Genomic DNA, 15,514 nt, shown 5'->3' on the forward strand with positions numbered 1-15,514 from the left:
TCGGTGCGAGGTTGTTTCCTCGCACCAGGTGAACAACCTCGCACTGTGCCGTCACGGGGTGCAACGATGCGGTGGCGGCGCTCGCCGCGGGCAGAGAATGGTGGGATGACGACGACTGCGCCGACCTCGACCGCGCTGCCCCGACCGGGAGAGGTCCTCGTGGCCTCGGCAGCGGACGTCGAGCAGGTCGTCCAACGCGCCACGAACCACTACGCCTCCGGTGTCGTCGCGGACACCGCCGGGTGGGCGGACGGCGATCGTCGGCGGATCGAGGACCTCGGGTTCCGCGGTGGTGATGCCCGCGGCGAAGCACTCCGGACCCTCGACCTGACGATCGCCGACGACGGCACCCCGACGCGCGTGCTCGACGCACCCGCCATGGCCGCGCTGAACAGCCACCACGCACGGTTCGCCGAGCGGCGCGGCGACGTGGTCCGTTACCAGACCGACGTGTCGGTGTGGACAGGGATCCCCGAGCAACCCACTGCGCAGGACTGGGAGGACGTCCGGGCACTGCTCGGATCGGGCGGGATGCTCGGCGTCGGTGCGGCTGCCGTCCTGCCGTCGGGGTGGGAGCTCGTCGAGGGTGCCGGCGGCGTGCAGCTCACCGGCGAGGCGATCGAGGGGGCGCCCGACGACGAAGCCGTCGTGCTGACACCCGACGACGTGCCGGAGATGACCGCCCTGGTGGAGCGGACGAAGCCGGGGCCGTTCCTGCCGCGCACCATCGAGCTCGGCACGTACCTGGGCATCCGGCGGGACGGACGGCTCGTCGCCATGGCGGGGGAGCGGTTGCACCCGCCGGGGTGGACCGAGATCAGCGCCGTGTGCACCGATGCGGAGTACCGAGGCCAGGGGTTCGGGCGGCGGCTGGTGCTCGCCGTCGCGCACGGGATCCGCGAGCGTGGGGAGACGCCGCTCATGCACGCGGCCGCCGGGAACACCGGGGCGATCGGGTTGTACCAGCACCTCGGGTTCCGGCTGCGGGATCGCGGGGCGCCGCGGTTCGTGCGGGTGCCGTGAGCTGGGCTCGTTCCTGACCGTCAGAAGGCGGTGAGGGCGCGCCGGAGCATGTCGTGGCCCTGCGCCTCGAAGCCCTCGTCGCCGACGGCGTAGGCCCAGGTCGCGGTGCCGACGGCCTCGCGGAGTTGCAGCCAGCGCCAGGCGTCCGACTCGCGCGGATCGTCGCCGTAGCCGTCGAAGAACGCCGCTTCGAGGGCCGGATCGTCCTGCCAGTGCAGCACCGCGAGGCGGGTGAGGTCGAAGGAGGCCGGGCGCCAGCCGAAGCGGCCGAAGTCGATGACGCGGAGCCTGCCGTGGCCGTGGCCGTGGCCGTGGCCGTCGCCTTCGTCGTCGACGATCCAGTTGCGCGGGTGGAAGTCGCCGTGGGTCGGGACCAGGGGCTCGTCCGGGTGGTCGGTGGGGAGCATCTCGAGTGCCGCGCGGGTCCGGGCGACGACGTCGGACGAGATCCGGTGCGGGGTATCGAGGGCACGGAAGGCCTTCGCCTGTTCGTGCAGCAGGAACGTCGGGTCGTGCCGGGTGCCGTGGTCGTGCAGACGCCGGAGGACTGCGCCGGCCTGCCGGTGGACGTCAGGGGCGTGCTCGTCCGGGGTCCCGAGGGCGAGGTAACCGGGGACGCGCTCGAGGATCAGGACCCGGTGCTGTTCGTCCGCGGCCACGAGGGCACCGGTGTCCCCGGCGGCGCACAGGTCGTCGGTCACGGTCCGGTGCGCGTCGAGTTCGCGGGGAAAGTGGGTGTTGTCCTGGCCCGAGGCCTTCACGGTGTAGCCGACGTCGCCGTCGACGACGTGCAGGACCCTCGTGTCGAGCAGGCCCCACGAGTCGTCCGCCACGAGGACGGCATCGGGGAGCGTGTGGAGCACGAACGCGATCTGGTGGTCGTCGAGTCCGGTGTCGCCCCAGTGCATGGCGGCACGTTACCCGGTCCGCTCTGCGCACCGCGGCCGTTCTGGGGGCTTGTCGACCCTTCCGCACCCTCGGACACTGATGCAGCCGTCCGCCACCGGGGTGCGGGTGCGGCGTGATCAAGGAGGCGCTGTGCGCACGTCGTCGAAGGCCGCAGCCGCGGTCGCACTCGGGCTCGCCCTGACGGCGGTCGTCGCCGCACCGGGAATCGCGGGAGCGCCAAGCTGCCAGGGGAGCAGCATCTCGATCCACGACCTGGCGTCCGGGTGTCGCGTCAGCTCCGGCGTGGTCGCGCTCGAGGACGGCCGGACCTTCGCGGTACCCGCAGCCGGCGTCACGCTCACCGCTGCCCCGGTCGCCGAAGGGGACACCGACCCCGGTGACGTGGTGATCGCGAACCGTGGTGCCGCGGGCATCGCCGTGCAGGTCGACGAGGTGTGGGCCGGATCGCCCACCGCCGTCCGGCAAGAACGCGCAGCCCAGCAGCGCCGAGCGCTCGGAGCGACGATCCGTGGCACCGTCTCGCACAGCGGCGCCACGACGTCCGCGAGCTGCGGGAGCAAGGCGTACGTGCTGACCGGCGCGCACTGGGAGTCCACCGTCCAGTGGCGGTACAACCCGACGGGGTCGAAGGTGTCGAACGTCGCAGCGATCCAGCGCGGTGCTGAGGCCTGGACCGGCACGATCACGGCGTGCGGTGAGAAAGTCCAGTCGACGGCGGCCCAGGAGTACCTCGGCACCGCGACGCAGAAGCCTGCGGTCACCGCCGATGGTGGCTGCGGGACCTCGAACCGGACGAGCGTCGTCGGGTGGGGCAAGCTGCCGTCGAAGACCCTGGCGCTGACGTGCATCTGGTCCTTCACGGGCGGGGTCGCATTCGAGACCGACCAGCGGTACTCGACGAGCCACCGGTGGGCATCGACCAGCACCTGCTCGGGCAACCGGTTCGACCTGCGCGGCATCGCGACGCACGAGTGGGGGCACTCGTACGGGCTCGGGCACACGGCGCAGAAGTCGGGGCTCGTGATGAAGCCGTCGTCCACGGTGTGCGACACAGCGCAGCGGACGCTCGGGCTCGGCGATCTGCGGGGGATCGCGGTGCTGTACTGAGCGGACGCGACGGCGTCGTCGATCTGTCCACAGGATCAGCTGGACGGGCCCGCTGACCGCGCGCACTGGCTACGGTCGTTCGCGATGACCCAACCTGCCCTGCCCGAGAATTACGCGGCAACGCTCGATGCGCTGAAGAAGCGCGTCCAATCCGCCAGGTTCACGGCGCAGCGCCGTGTCAACACAGAGCTGGTCCGCCTCTACTGGCAGATCGGCGCAATGATTCTCGACCGCCAGCAAACCGCAGGGTGGGGGAGTGGGCTCGTGGACCAGTTGGCGCGTGATCTCCGGACCGCCTTTCCTGAGATGAAGGGCTTCTCACGGCGGAACGTGTTCTACATGCGCAGTTTCGCGGCAGCGTGGCCTGGTCCGGATGTCGTGCAACAGCCTGTTGCACAACTTCCGTGGGGTCACATCACCGTGTTGCTCGGTCGCCTCGACGGCCGAGAGCGCCGTGACCGGTACGCGGCGCAAGCGCTCGAGCACGGTTGGTCCCGGAACGTCCTCGAGCACCACGTCGCGACGAACGCCCACGAGCGATTCACCTCAGCACTGACCAACTTCGACCGTGTCCTCGACGAGGCTGACTCCGATCTGGCGCAGCAGATCACGCGCGATCCGTACGTGCTCGACTTCTTGGCGCTCGACGCAGGTGCAACGGAGCGACAGCTGGAGGAGCGGCTCGTCGACCGCATCATCGACACGCTCCGGGAGCTCGGCACTGGGTTTTCGTTCGTCGGGCGGCAAGTCCACTTCGAGGTTCACGGTGACGACTTCTTCGTCGATCTTCTCTTCTTCCACGTCGACCAGCTCCGGTACGTCGTCGTCGAACTCAAGAGCGGCAAGTTCAAACCCGAACACCTCGGCCAGCTGTCGTTCTACGTGTCCCTGGTAGACGACCGGCTCCGGCGCCAACAGCACTCGGGCACCGTTGGGCTCCTGCTCGTGGCTGACAAGAACGACCCGGTCGTGCGGTACGCCCTCAGCGGGCACGGAGCCCCGGTCGGCGTCGCTCGGTACGACCTCCTTCCATCGACGCTTCGTGCGGCACTGCCCTCGGAGGACGACCTGACGGGGATGCTCGCCGATTCTGCCGTCAACTGATCAGGGTCGAGCTGTCGGATTCGTGGATTCTCTAGGATCGACCCATGTCCACGACCATGCCCGGCTTCGGGACCGAACGCATCTCGCAGCTCGGCCTGCGTGACCGCGTCTACGACCGGGTGCTCGAGGTCCTGATGGGCCACGACGTCGAACCCGGCATGCGGCTGTCGATCGATGGGCTCGCCCGAACCCTCGGCGTCTCCCCGACGCCGGTGCGCGAAGCCCTCGTGCAGCTCGAACGCACCGGCCTCGTCACCCGTGAAGCGAACAAGGGGTACCGGGTCTCCCCACCCCTGGCCGGCGACCAACTCGAGGCCCTGTTCGACGCCCGACTCATCGTGGAGAGCGGCGCCGTCGAGCTCGCTGCGCGCGGTGACGTCGACGCCCTGCGGGAGCGGCTCGGCATTGCGCTCGACGAGCAGACTGCGGTGGCCGACGAGGTCGCGGCGGTCGGTGCGGCTGAGGCGTCGGAGGAACTCATGGCCCGCTTCTTCCGGAGCGACTGGCAGTTCCACCAGCTGATCTTCGATGCCACGCGGAACCCGTTCCTCGAGGAGATGTCCGAGATCATCACGACGCGGGTGCACCGTATGCGGCAGATCGTCGAGGGCGGCGGGGACGACACCGACCGCGCCGTGCACGAGCACCGAGCGGTGGTCGATGCCCTCGCGGTCGGGCCGGCTGAAGCGGTCGCGGCGATGCGGCACCACATCGACGCCGTCCGGCTCCGGTCGCGCGAGGACGCTTCGCACACGAGCTGATCCCGCAGGGGTTGCGCTCTGTCGAGGTGCGAGTATCTTTCCTATAGGAAAGAGGTTCACCGCCGAACCCCGACATGCGAAGGAGCATTCCGTGAGCACACCGCAGGACTGGGTCGACCAGGATTGGGACCCCACCACCTGGACGTCGGACACCTGGCCGATCGCCGCCTGTCTGCACGGCTTCGCCCAGGTCACGCGCGACGGCACTGCGTTCCACGATGCCCCGGCTGAGGTCTGGGACGACGTGTTCGCACAGATCGCAGCCGCAGGGTTCTCGCTCGCTGAACTCGCCGACAGCCACATCCGCCCCGCGGACCTCGAGCGCTCCCGCCGCGACGAGCTGTTCGCCGTCGCGAAGGTGCACGGCATCGGGATCCCCTCGGTGCACCTGCAGCGCAAGAGCGTCATCCAGCCCGGGCACGAGGAGGACAACCTCGCCTACGCCCACCGCACCATCGACGCGGCGGCCGAGTGGGGCATGCAGGTGTTCTCGACGGGCCTGCACCAGCCGTTCACCGAGGCCCAGAAGCGCGCGCTGTGGTTCTGGACAGCGCAGGGCCCGAAGGACCCGGACGACCCCGAGGTCTGGAACGCGGCGGTCAAGCGCCTGCGGGAGCTCGGTGAGCACGCTGCGAGCGTCGGACTGCCGATGGCCCTCGAGCTGTACGAGGACACCTACCTCGGCACCGCCGACAGCGCCGTGCGCCTGGTCGAGGACATCGGGCTCGACAACGTCGGCTTGAACGCGGACGTCGCGAACCTCATCCGCCTCCACCGGCCGATCGAGGACTGGCGGGAGCTCTTCGCGAAGACCATGCCGCACACGAACTACCTGCACGTGAAGAACTACACGCGTGACGAGGCCGGCGACGGCAGCTGGGCGACGAGCGCGCCGAGCACCATGGAGACGGGCCTCATCAACTACCGCCAGGTCCTGCGCGACGCTGTCGCCGACGGGTTCCGCGGGATCGTCATGACCGAGCAGTACGGCGGGGACAGCCTCGGCGTCTGCGCCACGAACCAGCAGTACATCCGATCCGTCCTCGCGACGACGAAGCTCGACGCGACGGCGACGGCGACGGCGACGGCGACCCCGACTGCAGCAACCAGCACCGAAGGAGCAACCCGATGAGCACCCTCGACATCGCCGTCGTCGGATCCGGCTACATGGGCGGCGGGATCGCCCAGGTCCTCGCCCTCGCTGGCCACACCGTCCGGATCGCCGACGTCTCGGCCGAGATCGCCGCTTCCAACCGAGCCCGGCTCATCGCAGAGACCGAGCAGTTCGTCGCGGACGGCCTGTTCCCCGCGGACGCCGTGGCACGCGTCGACGCCCACCTCAGCGCAGCCGCCTCCATCGAGGAAGCAGTCGCGGAGGCCGACTTCATCGAGGAGGCCGTCCCCGAGAAGATCGAGATCAAGCACGCGACCCTCCGCCGCATCAGCGAAGCCGCCCGCCCCGACGCGATCATCGGCTCGAACACCTCGACGATCCTGATCGAGTCGCTGGCCGAGGCGGTCGTCGGCCCGGAGCGGTTCCTCGGCGTGCACTTCTCGAACCCGGCGCCGTTCATCCCCGGCGTCGAGCTCATCCCGCACCCGACCACGAACGAGCACGCGATCGCGGTCGGCGAGACCGTCGTCGCCGCGACCGGCAAGCAGTCGGCGCGGGTGAAGGACTCGACCGGGTTCGTGCTGAACCGCCTGCAGTACGCGCTGTTCGAGGAGGCCACGAAGATCGCCGACGAGGGCATCGCCACCCCCGACGACATCGACACCATCGTGCGGACCACGTTCGGGTTCCGCCTGCCGTTCTTCGGCCCGTTCGCGATCGCCGACATGGCCGGTCTCGACGTCTACGCGTTCTGCTTCGAGTCGCTGCAGACCCGCTGGCCCGAGCGCTTCGCCACCCCGCCGTCGCTGCAGCAGCACGTCGACGCGGGCGAGCTCGGCACGAAGTCCGGCGCCGGGTACCTCGAGGTGCCGGCCGACCGCACGCCGGAGCTCGTCGCCTACCGCAACAAGGCCTACGTCGCGATGCAGAAGCTGCTCGACGACCTCGGCCCGGCGCCGATCCACTGAGGGGGACGAGCATGAACACGAACACGAACACGCAGAACCAGCCCCGCACCGCCGTCCTGACCGGAGCGGCATCACCGCGGGGCATCGGTCGTGCCACCGCCCACCACCTGGCCGAGGCCGGCTGGGACATCGGCATCATCGACCTCGACCAGACGGCCAGCGAACATGTCGCCACCGAGATCCGCGAGCGGCACGGCGTCCGTGCGGTCGGCGTCGGCGCGAACGTCGCCGACGAGACCGCGGTCCGGGCAGCGTTCGACACGATCGAGGCCGAACTCGATCCCGTCGTCGCCCTCGTCAACCTGGCCGGCGTCTCGTCCGCGCACGCCTACCTCGACCTGCCCGAGGGGGAGTGGCACCGCGTGCTGTCGATCAACCTCGACGGCGTGCACTTCGCCAGCCTGCGGGCAGCGGAGTCGATGGTGCAGCACGGCTACGGCCGCATCGTGAACCTGTCGTCGGTCTCGGCCCAGCGCGGTGGCGGCACCTTCAGCAAGACCCCGTACACGGTGGCGAAGGCCGGCGTGATCGGCCTGACCCGTGGCCTGGCCCGCGAGCTCGGCCCGCGCGGCGTCACCGTCAACGCGATCGCTCCCGGCCCGATCGACACCGACATCATGGGCGGCACCCTGACCGAGGAGCGCAAGACCGAGATGGCAGCGGACGGCGTGCTGCCGCGCATCGGTACGCCGCGGGACATCGCCGCGGCGATCGCGTACCTGATCAGCGAGGACGCCGGGTTCGTCACCGGCCAGACGCTGAACGTCGACGGCGGCCTGTACATGCACTAGAGCCGACCGGCCACGGATCGCGCGCCGTCCGCGCGACGCGATCCGTGCCTCCCGTCCGACAGGCCGAACGGCCAAACGGCCACCAGGCCCCACCGCCGGACGCCCCGAAACCGCACCGTGCTCGCAAAGGAGCGAACCCGTGTCACTTCCCCCTGCCCCCGCGCTCGGGTCAACGAACGACCCCGGCCTCAAGTCCGCCATCGGCAAGGCGACGAAGCACCTCATGCCGATGCTCGTCATCCTGTACTTCGTCGCGTTCCTCGACCGCACCAACGTCGGGTTCGCCGAAGAGGCCCTGAGCGTCGACCGCGGCATCTCCGACGCGGCCTTCGCGCTCGGCGCCGGCATCTTCTTCATCGGCTACGCGATCTTCGAGATCCCGTCGAACCTGCTGCTCAAGCGCTTCGGTGCCCGGTTCTGGCTCGCCCGCATCGCGGTCACGTGGGGCATCGTCGCCGCGCTGTTCGCCTTCACGACGAACGACACGATGTTCATCGTCCTGCGCTTCATCCTCGGTGTGACCGAAGCGGGGCTGTTCCCGGGCGTGATCATGTACCTGTCGGAGTGGTTCCCGAACAAGGTGCGCGTGCGGATGTTCGCGATCTTCTACCTGGCGCAGCCGTTCTCGCAGATGATCGGTGCCCCGTTGTCCGGCGGGCTGCTGAGCTTCGGTGACCAGGCGACCCCGTTCCACGGCTGGCAGGTCATGTTCTTCGGCGAGGGGATCCTCGCGGTGCTCGCCGGCATCGCGGCCCTGGTGTTCCTGACGAACAGCCCGCAGCAGGCGAAGTGGCTCGAACCGGGCGAGAAGCAGTCGCTCACCGCGGCGATGGCGCGCGAGGACACCGCCCGCAGCGCGGACGGCCCGACCGGCATCTGGAAGGCCATGGCGAGCGGCCGGGTCTGGTACTTCACGATCATCTACTTCTGCCTGCAGGTCGCCGTGTACGGCACGACGTTCTACCTGCCGCAGCAGGTCTCCTCGCTGCTCGGGCAGGACGTCGGGTGGCAGGTCGGCCTCGTGACCGCGATCCCGTGGCTCGTCGGACTCGTCGCTTGCTACCTGGTCGGCTCGAAGGCGGACTCCGTCGGTCGTCGTCGTCGCTGGGGCACCATGTTCTACATCACGACCGGACTGTCGATCCTCGGGTCGGCGTGGGCCGGTGCGAACGGGCAACCGATCCTGGGCATCGTGTTCATCACGCTGGCGGTCGCGAGCTTCCTGGCCGTCGGCCCGATCACCTGGGCGTACCCGACGGCGTTCCTCACCGGGGCCGCCGCTGCGGCGGGCATCGGCCTGATCAACTCGCTCGGCAACCTCGGCGGGTTCGTCGCCCCGATCATGCGCACGGCGATCAACGAGGTGGTGCCGACCGACAGCGGTGCGTTCGGGATCGTCTCGCTCGGGGTCCTGGCGTTCGTCGCGGCCGTGATGATCTTCTGCACGAAGTTCTTCCGGGGGTCGAAGGCGGATGACCTCCTCGACACCTCGCATGTCCGCACCACGACGTCGAAGGAGACGAACGCGTGACCAGACTGTTCAACGACCCGGTGGACTTCGCCGACGAGGCGACCGACGGCTTCGTCGCCGCGAACGAACGATGGGTGCGGAAGGTGCACGGCGGCGTTGCCCGCGCCACCACCAGCCCCGACGGCACGGTCGCCGTCGTGATCGGTGGCGGCTCGGGCCACTACCCCGCGTTCGGCGGGCTGGTCGGACACGGCCTGGCCGCCGGTGCCGCGATGGGCAACCTGTTCGCCAGCCCCAGCGCCCAGCAGGTGGCCGGCGTCGCGCGGGCCGCCGAGCACGGCGGCGGGGTGCTGCTGAGTTACGGCAACTACGCCGGTGACGTCCTGAACTTCGACGCCGCGGCCCGCACACTCGAGGCCGACGGCATCCCGGTCCGGACCGTTCGCGTCACCGACGACGTGGTGAGTGCGCCCGCGGACCGCCCGCAGGAGCGGCGTGGCATCGCGGGCGACCTCTGCGTCTTCAAGGTCGCCGGCGCCGCCGCCGAGCAGGGCCGCAGCCTCGACGAGGTCACGGCCGTCGCCGAGCGCGCCAACAACCGCACGCGGTCGTTCGGCGTCGCGTTCTCCGGGTGCTCCCTGCCCGGTGCCGACGAACCCCTGTTCACGGTGCCCGAGGGTCGGATGGCCATCGGCATGGGCATCCACGGCGAACGCGGGATCGACGAGACGGACGTTCCCACCGCGGACGGCCTGGCGTCGCTGCTGGTGACCCGACTGCTCGACGAGCTGCCGGAGGGCGTGACACCCGACGGCGCGCGCGTCGTCCCGATCCTGAACGGGCTGGGCAGCGTCAAGTACGAGGAGCTCTTCGTCGTCTACCGCTCGGTCCAGCAGCGGCTCGCCGACGCGGGGGTCGTCATCGTCGAGCCCGAGGTCGGCGAACTCGTCACGAGCTTCGACATGGCCGGTGTCTCGCTCACCCTGTTCTGGCTCGACGGCGAACTCGAGGAACTCTGGGCAGCAGCCGCGGACACCCCCGCGTACCGCAAGGGCGGCGCCGTCCCGCAGGAACGCGTCGACCCCTCCACCGTGGAAGCGGACGCCGAGGGCGTCGCCATCGGCGCTGCGAGCGACGACTCGCGCGCGGTCGGCGAGCAGGCTGCGGCCGGCTTCGCCGCCGTCCGCGCGCTCCTCGACGAGCACGCCGACGAGCTCGGCCGGATCGACGCCGTCGCGGGTGACGGCGACCACGGCATCGGCATGCAGCGGGGCGCGCACGCCGCAGCGGCCGCAGCCACCGACGCAGTAACCGCCGGCGCAGGTGTCGGTTCCGTCCTGCGGATCGCCGCAGACGCCTGGTCCGACAAGGCCGGCGGCACGTCCGGTGCGATCTGGGGAGCCGCCCTGGAGGCCCTGGGTCGCGTCCTCGGGGACGACGAGCGTCCGTCGGCCGCCACGGTCCAGAGCGCGGTGCACGCCGCCACCGAGGCGGTCCTCGCGTTCGGCGCGACCGTCGGCGACAAGACCATGGTCGACGCGCTCGTGCCGTTCGACGAGGTGCTCCGCACCCGGGTCGACGCGGGAGCGTCGCTCGCGGACGCCTGGGCCGACGCCGTCAGCGCCGCTCGCGAGGCCGCCGACGCCACCGCGTCGCTCGTGCCGAAGATGGGCCGCGCACGCACCCACGCCGAGCAAGCCGTCGGCACACCGGATCCCGGAGCGGTGTCGTTCGCGCTCATCGTGGAGACCCTCGCACCGTGATCACCATCGGTGTGTCGCTGAAGACGTACTTCTCGCACGCTCGGACCCTGGAGTGGTCGGGGGCCGTCGCCGAGATCGCGCGGAGGCACCCCGCGACGCGGTGCGGAGCGGCCACGCTGTTCGTCGCGCCGACGTTCCCGGCGCTCGTGCCCGTGCGTGACGTGCTGGCCGGGTCGGGGGTGCTCCTCGCCGCGCAGGACCTGTCGTGGGCCGACGAAGGAGCGTTCACCGGCGAGGTCTCCGGCGCCGAACTGCGGGAGATCGGGGTCGACCTGGTCGAGATCGGGCACGCCGAACGACGCTCCCTGTTCCACGAGGACGACGTGACCGTCACCGCGAAGGTGCACGCGGCCTTCCGCAACCACCTGCGTCCGCTCCTCTGTGTCGGGGAGACGACCCGGGCCTCCCGGTTGGCGGAAGCCGTGGCGGAGGTGACCGCGCAGCTCGACCGTGGTGTCTCGACGGCCATCGCTGACGGACTGGCCGGGGCGCTGACCGTCGCCTACGAGCCGGTGTGGGCGATCGGTGCGCCCGCACCGGCGCCGGACGACCACATCGTGGCGGTGCTCGCGGGGATCGAGCAGCACCTCGCCACGCGACCCGAGCTGCGCGGGAGCACGGTCCTGTACGGGGGCAGCGCCGGGCCCGGTCTGCTCACCCGTGGGCAGGGGCGGCTCGGCGGGTTGTTCCTCGGTCGGTTCGCGCACGACCCGGCTGCGGTCGAGGCGATCCTCGACGAGGTCGCAGCCCTCAGCTGAACTGGTCCTCGACCGTGCGCGGTGCACGTCCGAGGAGTTCACCGAGCAGGGGATCGGTGCCGGCGAACAGGCCCTGTGCTGCAGCCTCGTACATGCCAAGCAGGAACCCCACCATGTGCGGGTCCTGTCCGGCGGCGACCGCGCGAGCTCGCCACTCGTCCTCTCCGAGGGCCTCGAAGCCGATGGTCCGGCCGGTGCGCTCCGATGCGGAGCCGGCGAGGTCGGCGAAGGTCGGGGCCGCCGGCGCGGTGAGCGTCACCGGGCCGTCGAAGGGCTGCTCGGCGAGCAGGATGCGAGCGGCTGCCTCGGCGGCGTCCTCACGCGCGGTCCACGACACCGGGCCGTCGACGGGCACGGACACGGTGCCGGTGGTCTGCCACGGTCCCATCAGCCACGTGGTGCTGTGGGCGTAGAACCCGTTCCGCAGGCTCGTCCAGGGCAGGCCAGACTCGCGGAGCAGGTCCTCGGTCGCGGCGTGGTGGGCCGCGGGGACGAACGGCGACCCGTGCGCTGCACCTTGGTGGCTCGTGTACAGGACGCGGCCGACGCCGGCGGTCACGGCCGCGGCCACGGCGGAACGGTGCAGCGCGACGGCGTCTGCACCCGGGTCGTTCGACGAGACGAGCAGGAGCTGGTCGGCACCGGCGAAGGCGCGGGCGAGCGTGTCGGGCTCGGCGTAGTCGCCGCGGCGGACCTCGACGCCCTGGTCGGCGAACCGCTGGCCCTTCGCCGGATCGCGGGTGACGACCACGAGCTCGCTCGGGTCGACCTGTCCGAGCAGGTGGTCGGTGGTGGCGCCGTTGAGTGCGCCCGTGGCGCCGGTGATGACGATCATGGGATCTCCGAATCAGTGGTAACGGCCAAGTTGTATCGACGGTAACACACTGATAGCAGTGATCCGTTATCGTTGTTCCGTGATCGACCAGGGAACCCAGCGCGAGGAGACACGAGCGCGCATCGTCGAGGTCGCCGGCTCGATGCTGCGGGAACTCGGCGCGGCAGCGGTGACCACCCGCGCAGTCGCCGACGGCGCAGGCGTGCAGGCGCCGACGATCTACCGGCTGTTCGGCGACAAGGACGGGCTGCTCGAAGCGGTGGCTGAGCACGCGATGACGACCTTCGCTGCGGTGAAGGCGGACGCGGTGCGGGCAGCGCGTGACGGACGGACGGACCCCGTCGACGACCTGCGCGCCGGGTGGTCGATGACGATCGGGTTCGGGCTCGCCAACCCGCACCTGTTCGTGCTGTTGAGCGACCCCGAGCGTGGTCGGCGCTCAGCAGCGGCGCGGGCCGGCACGGCGTTGCTCGCCGAACGGATCCAGCGCGTGGCCGAGGCCGGGCGGCTCGCCGTGCCGGAACGACGTGCCGTGGAACTCGTGCACGCGGCCGGCACCGGCGCAGTCCTCGCGGTCCTGGCCGCCCCGGTGGACGAGCGGGACCCGTCGCTCGCCGACGACGTGCTCGACGCCGTGCTCGGCCGGATCCTCGTGCCGAGCGCGTCGACGACGGACGACGGTGGCACGGGCGGCGACGCCGTGACGAGCGCCGCGATCACGCTCCGTGCTGCTGCACCCCGGCTGGATCGGCTGTCGGCTGCCGAGCGGACGATGCTCGCGGAGTGGCTCGATCGGATCGCGACCGGCTAGGACCCGTCGCGGGTGCCCGCCAGTCCGTGGTCGTGCGCGTAGACCACGAGCTGCACGCGGTCCCGCAGCGAGAGCTTGCCGAGGATGCTCGAGATCTGCGTCTTCACGGTCGACTCGGTGACGTACTCCTTCGTCGCGATCTCGGCGTTCGAGAGCCCGCGGGACGCCCAGCCGAACACCACCCGCTCCCGCTCGGTCAGCGCCTGGAACTCGGGCGGCTGCGGCGCCGGTGCCCTCGCGACGTCGGCCCCGAACAGCTGCGCGAGGTCGTTCGGGGCGATGACGGAGCTGCCCTCGTGGACCGCCCGGACCGCCGCGAACAGGAACGTCGGGGTGGCGTCCTTGAGCAGGAACCCGCTCGCACCGAGCCGGATCGCGGTCGCGGCGGCGGGGTCGAGGCCGAACGTGGTGAGCACGACGACCCGGGGGAGCGGGCCCTCGACGGCGCCGGAGAACAGCTGCCGGACGGTCTCGACGCCGTCCATGCCGGCCATCCGCATGTCGAGCAGCATCACGTCGGGTCGGAGTTCCTGGATGCGGGCGAGGGCCTCGGCACCGTCCGCGGCCTCGCCCACCACCTGCATGTCGTCCTGCGCGTCGAGCACCACGCGCAGACCGGCGCGGAACAGCGCCTGGTCGTCGGTGAGCAGGATCGTGATCGGTTCGGTCATCGGACGGGTCCCCCTTGGACGTCGAACGGGATGCGGGCGCGTGCGGCGAACACGTCGTCCAGCGCGGCGGCGTCGAAGGACCCGCCGAGTGCGGTGAGGCGGGTGTGCATGCCGTCGATCCCCCGGCCGGAGCCCCCGGTGGTGCCGTCACCCACGACGTTCTCGACCTCGAGCACGACGTCGGCGCTCCGCCAGGTCTCACGGACCACGACGGGCAGCCCCGGCGCACCGTGCCGGAGCGCGTTGGTCAGCATCTCCTGCAGCACGCGCCGTGCTGCCGTGCCGGTGTCCGGGCGGAGCGGGACCGGGACGCCGCGCACCGTGCGGTCGACGTCGACTCCGGCGTCGCGGATGCCCTGCACGATCTCCTCGAGCGAGCCGGGATCGGTCGTCTCCCCGGAGCCGTCGATGTGCCCGAGGACCTGCCGGACCTCGAGCAGGGAGCTGCGGGCGGTGCTGGCGATGGTGGCACTGACCTCGCGGATGCGGGCCTCGTCGGCCAGGAACGGCACCGAGTCGGCCTGCGCGATGATCACCGCGAGCGAGTGGCCGACGACGTCGTGCACGTCACGGGCGATGTCGGCGCGGATGCGTTCGGACTCCGCGACGTCGATGGCACGGGTGGCGGTCGCCTCGGCCTCGCTGGCCACCGCCTCGGCGCGCGACGCAGCAGCCTCGGCATCGGCTCGACGGACGGATTCGCGGTCGCGCGACCGGAAGGCCCGGACGGCGACCCCGCCCGCCCACACCCCGAGGAGGGCGGCGACCGGTGCGGCCATCGCGAGGAACGCCTGGTCGCGGGGACCGTTGAGCAGCACCAGGTACCGGAAGCCGGTGACGGCGAGGTAGAACGTCGCACCGACACCCGCGACGAGCGCGAGCACCCCGGAGAGGATGACCTCGGTCCGGGTCCCGACGACCGCCGCGGTGCCGATGACGACGAAGATGGCGAGGTCGACGAGTGACGGGCGCTCGCCGCCGCCGACCTGGATGATCCCGAGGACGACCACCATGAGCATCGCCGCCGACGGGGAGACCCGACGGAGGGCGATCGCGCCGGCGGCAGCGAGCACGGCGAAGAAGCTCGCGTGCTCGAGCTCGACCTCGAGCGGCAGCAGGAAGACCAACGCCGCGAGGACCGCCCACGCCACGTCGACGACGATCGAACGGGTGGCGAGCGGCCGGATGAACGTGCGCCGGTCCGTCACGGCTCGATCATCGCATGCCGCCCACGCCGGGCAGCGCGGACCGACGTCACGCGCCCGGGGTCATGGCGGCGAGGGCGATGACGGTCGTGGCGACGATCGCGGCGCAGAGCAGCAGCGTGGCGATCGTGTGTTTCGTCGAGGACTCCATGTCACCAGACTCGCGGTCCGGAGTCGCCGGGGCATCGGGCGCACGGGCGAAGCGCTTCGTCCCTGCGGGTGA

At 71.0% G+C, this 15,514-nt stretch carries 15 protein-coding genes; 11 read left to right on the forward strand and 4 right to left on the reverse strand.

Annotated features, from left to right (window positions below):
* The first annotated feature begins 105 nt into the window (after positions 1 to 105).
* Positions 106 to 1,023, forward strand: a complete 918-nt coding sequence (locus EDF51_RS08705; protein ID WP_207906618.1) for a GNAT family N-acetyltransferase — start codon at positions 106 to 108, stop codon at positions 1,021 to 1,023.
* A 20-nt stretch (positions 1,024 to 1,043) separates the two neighbouring features.
* Here EDF51_RS08705 and EDF51_RS08710 read toward each other — a convergent pair whose 3' ends face one another.
* Positions 1,044 to 1,931, reverse strand: coding sequence for an aminoglycoside phosphotransferase family protein (locus tag EDF51_RS08710; protein WP_131877992.1), 888 nt, complete (start codon positions 1,929 to 1,931; stop codon positions 1,044 to 1,046).
* 130 nt (positions 1,932 to 2,061) lie between these two features.
* Between EDF51_RS08710 and EDF51_RS08715 the strand changes: the two genes are divergently transcribed.
* The 9 genes from EDF51_RS08715 to EDF51_RS08755 all read left to right on the forward strand — a co-directional run bounded on the left by EDF51_RS08715 (position 2,062) and on the right by EDF51_RS08755 (position 11,769).
* Positions 2,062 to 3,039 (forward strand): matrixin family metalloprotease, encoded by a 978-nt coding sequence (locus tag EDF51_RS08715; RefSeq protein WP_165918698.1) that lies wholly within the window; start codon positions 2,062 to 2,064, stop codon positions 3,037 to 3,039.
* A gap of 84 nt (positions 3,040 to 3,123) precedes the next feature.
* A complete protein-coding gene (locus tag EDF51_RS08720; protein WP_131877996.1) occupies positions 3,124 to 4,143 on the forward strand; it encodes a PDDEXK nuclease domain-containing protein in 1,020 nt (339 codons plus the stop codon).
* Positions 4,144 to 4,187: 44 nt separating this feature from the next.
* Positions 4,188 to 4,904, forward strand: coding sequence for a GntR family transcriptional regulator (locus EDF51_RS08725; RefSeq protein ID WP_131877998.1), 717 nt, complete (start codon positions 4,188 to 4,190; stop codon positions 4,902 to 4,904).
* Positions 4,905 to 4,995: 91 nt separating this feature from the next.
* Positions 4,996 to 6,036 carry a TIM barrel protein gene (locus EDF51_RS08730; RefSeq protein ID WP_131878000.1) on the forward strand — a complete coding sequence of 347 codons (1,041 nt, stop codon included), beginning with the start codon at positions 4,996 to 4,998 and terminating at the stop codon, positions 6,034 to 6,036.
* Positions 6,033 to 6,986 carry a 3-hydroxyacyl-CoA dehydrogenase family protein gene (locus tag EDF51_RS08735; protein WP_131878002.1) on the forward strand — a complete coding sequence of 318 codons (954 nt, stop codon included), beginning with the start codon at positions 6,033 to 6,035 and terminating at the stop codon, positions 6,984 to 6,986. The genes EDF51_RS08730 and EDF51_RS08735 overlap by 4 nt, the downstream gene beginning before the upstream one ends.
* Before the next feature lie 11 nt (positions 6,987 to 6,997).
* Entirely contained in the window at positions 6,998 to 7,777 is a 780-nt protein-coding gene (locus tag EDF51_RS08740; RefSeq protein WP_123292891.1) for an SDR family NAD(P)-dependent oxidoreductase, read from the forward strand.
* Positions 7,778 to 7,916: 139 nt separating this feature from the next.
* On the forward strand, positions 7,917 to 9,308 hold the full coding sequence (locus EDF51_RS08745) for an MFS transporter (protein WP_123339283.1): 1,392 nt from the start codon (positions 7,917 to 7,919) through the stop codon (positions 9,306 to 9,308).
* Entirely contained in the window at positions 9,305 to 11,011 is a 1,707-nt protein-coding gene (locus EDF51_RS08750; RefSeq protein ID WP_132099262.1) for a dihydroxyacetone kinase family protein, read from the forward strand. The genes EDF51_RS08745 and EDF51_RS08750 overlap by 4 nt, the downstream gene beginning before the upstream one ends.
* A complete protein-coding gene (locus EDF51_RS08755; RefSeq protein ID WP_132099263.1) occupies positions 11,008 to 11,769 on the forward strand; it encodes a triose-phosphate isomerase family protein in 762 nt (253 codons plus the stop codon). Before EDF51_RS08750 ends, EDF51_RS08755 begins: the two co-directional genes overlap by 4 nt.
* On the opposite strand, the gene EDF51_RS08760 is transcribed toward EDF51_RS08755, so the two are convergent.
* A complete protein-coding gene (locus EDF51_RS08760) occupies positions 11,762 to 12,604 on the reverse strand; it encodes an NAD(P)H-binding protein (RefSeq protein WP_132099264.1) in 843 nt (280 codons plus the stop codon). The two genes, EDF51_RS08755 and EDF51_RS08760, sit on opposite strands and share 8 nt — an antisense overlap.
* Before the next feature lie 79 nt (positions 12,605 to 12,683).
* Between EDF51_RS08760 and EDF51_RS08765 the strand changes: the two genes are divergently transcribed.
* Positions 12,684 to 13,415, forward strand: a complete 732-nt coding sequence (locus EDF51_RS08765) for a TetR/AcrR family transcriptional regulator (protein WP_235036037.1) — start codon at positions 12,684 to 12,686, stop codon at positions 13,413 to 13,415.
* Here the strand turns inward: EDF51_RS08765 and EDF51_RS08770 are convergent.
* On the reverse strand, positions 13,412 to 14,086 hold the full coding sequence (locus EDF51_RS08770) for a response regulator transcription factor (RefSeq protein WP_132099265.1): 675 nt from the start codon (positions 14,084 to 14,086) through the stop codon (positions 13,412 to 13,414). The two genes, EDF51_RS08765 and EDF51_RS08770, sit on opposite strands and share 4 nt — an antisense overlap.
* Positions 14,083 to 15,294 carry a histidine kinase gene (locus tag EDF51_RS08775; protein WP_131878012.1) on the reverse strand — a complete coding sequence of 404 codons (1,212 nt, stop codon included), beginning with the start codon at positions 15,292 to 15,294 and terminating at the stop codon, positions 14,083 to 14,085. Before EDF51_RS08775 ends, EDF51_RS08770 begins: the two co-directional genes overlap by 4 nt.
* Between the last annotated feature and the right edge of the window lie 220 nt (positions 15,295 to 15,514).

This window comes from Curtobacterium sp. PhB25 (genome assembly GCF_004365375.1).
GTDB lineage: Bacteria > Actinomycetota > Actinomycetes > Actinomycetales > Microbacteriaceae > Curtobacterium.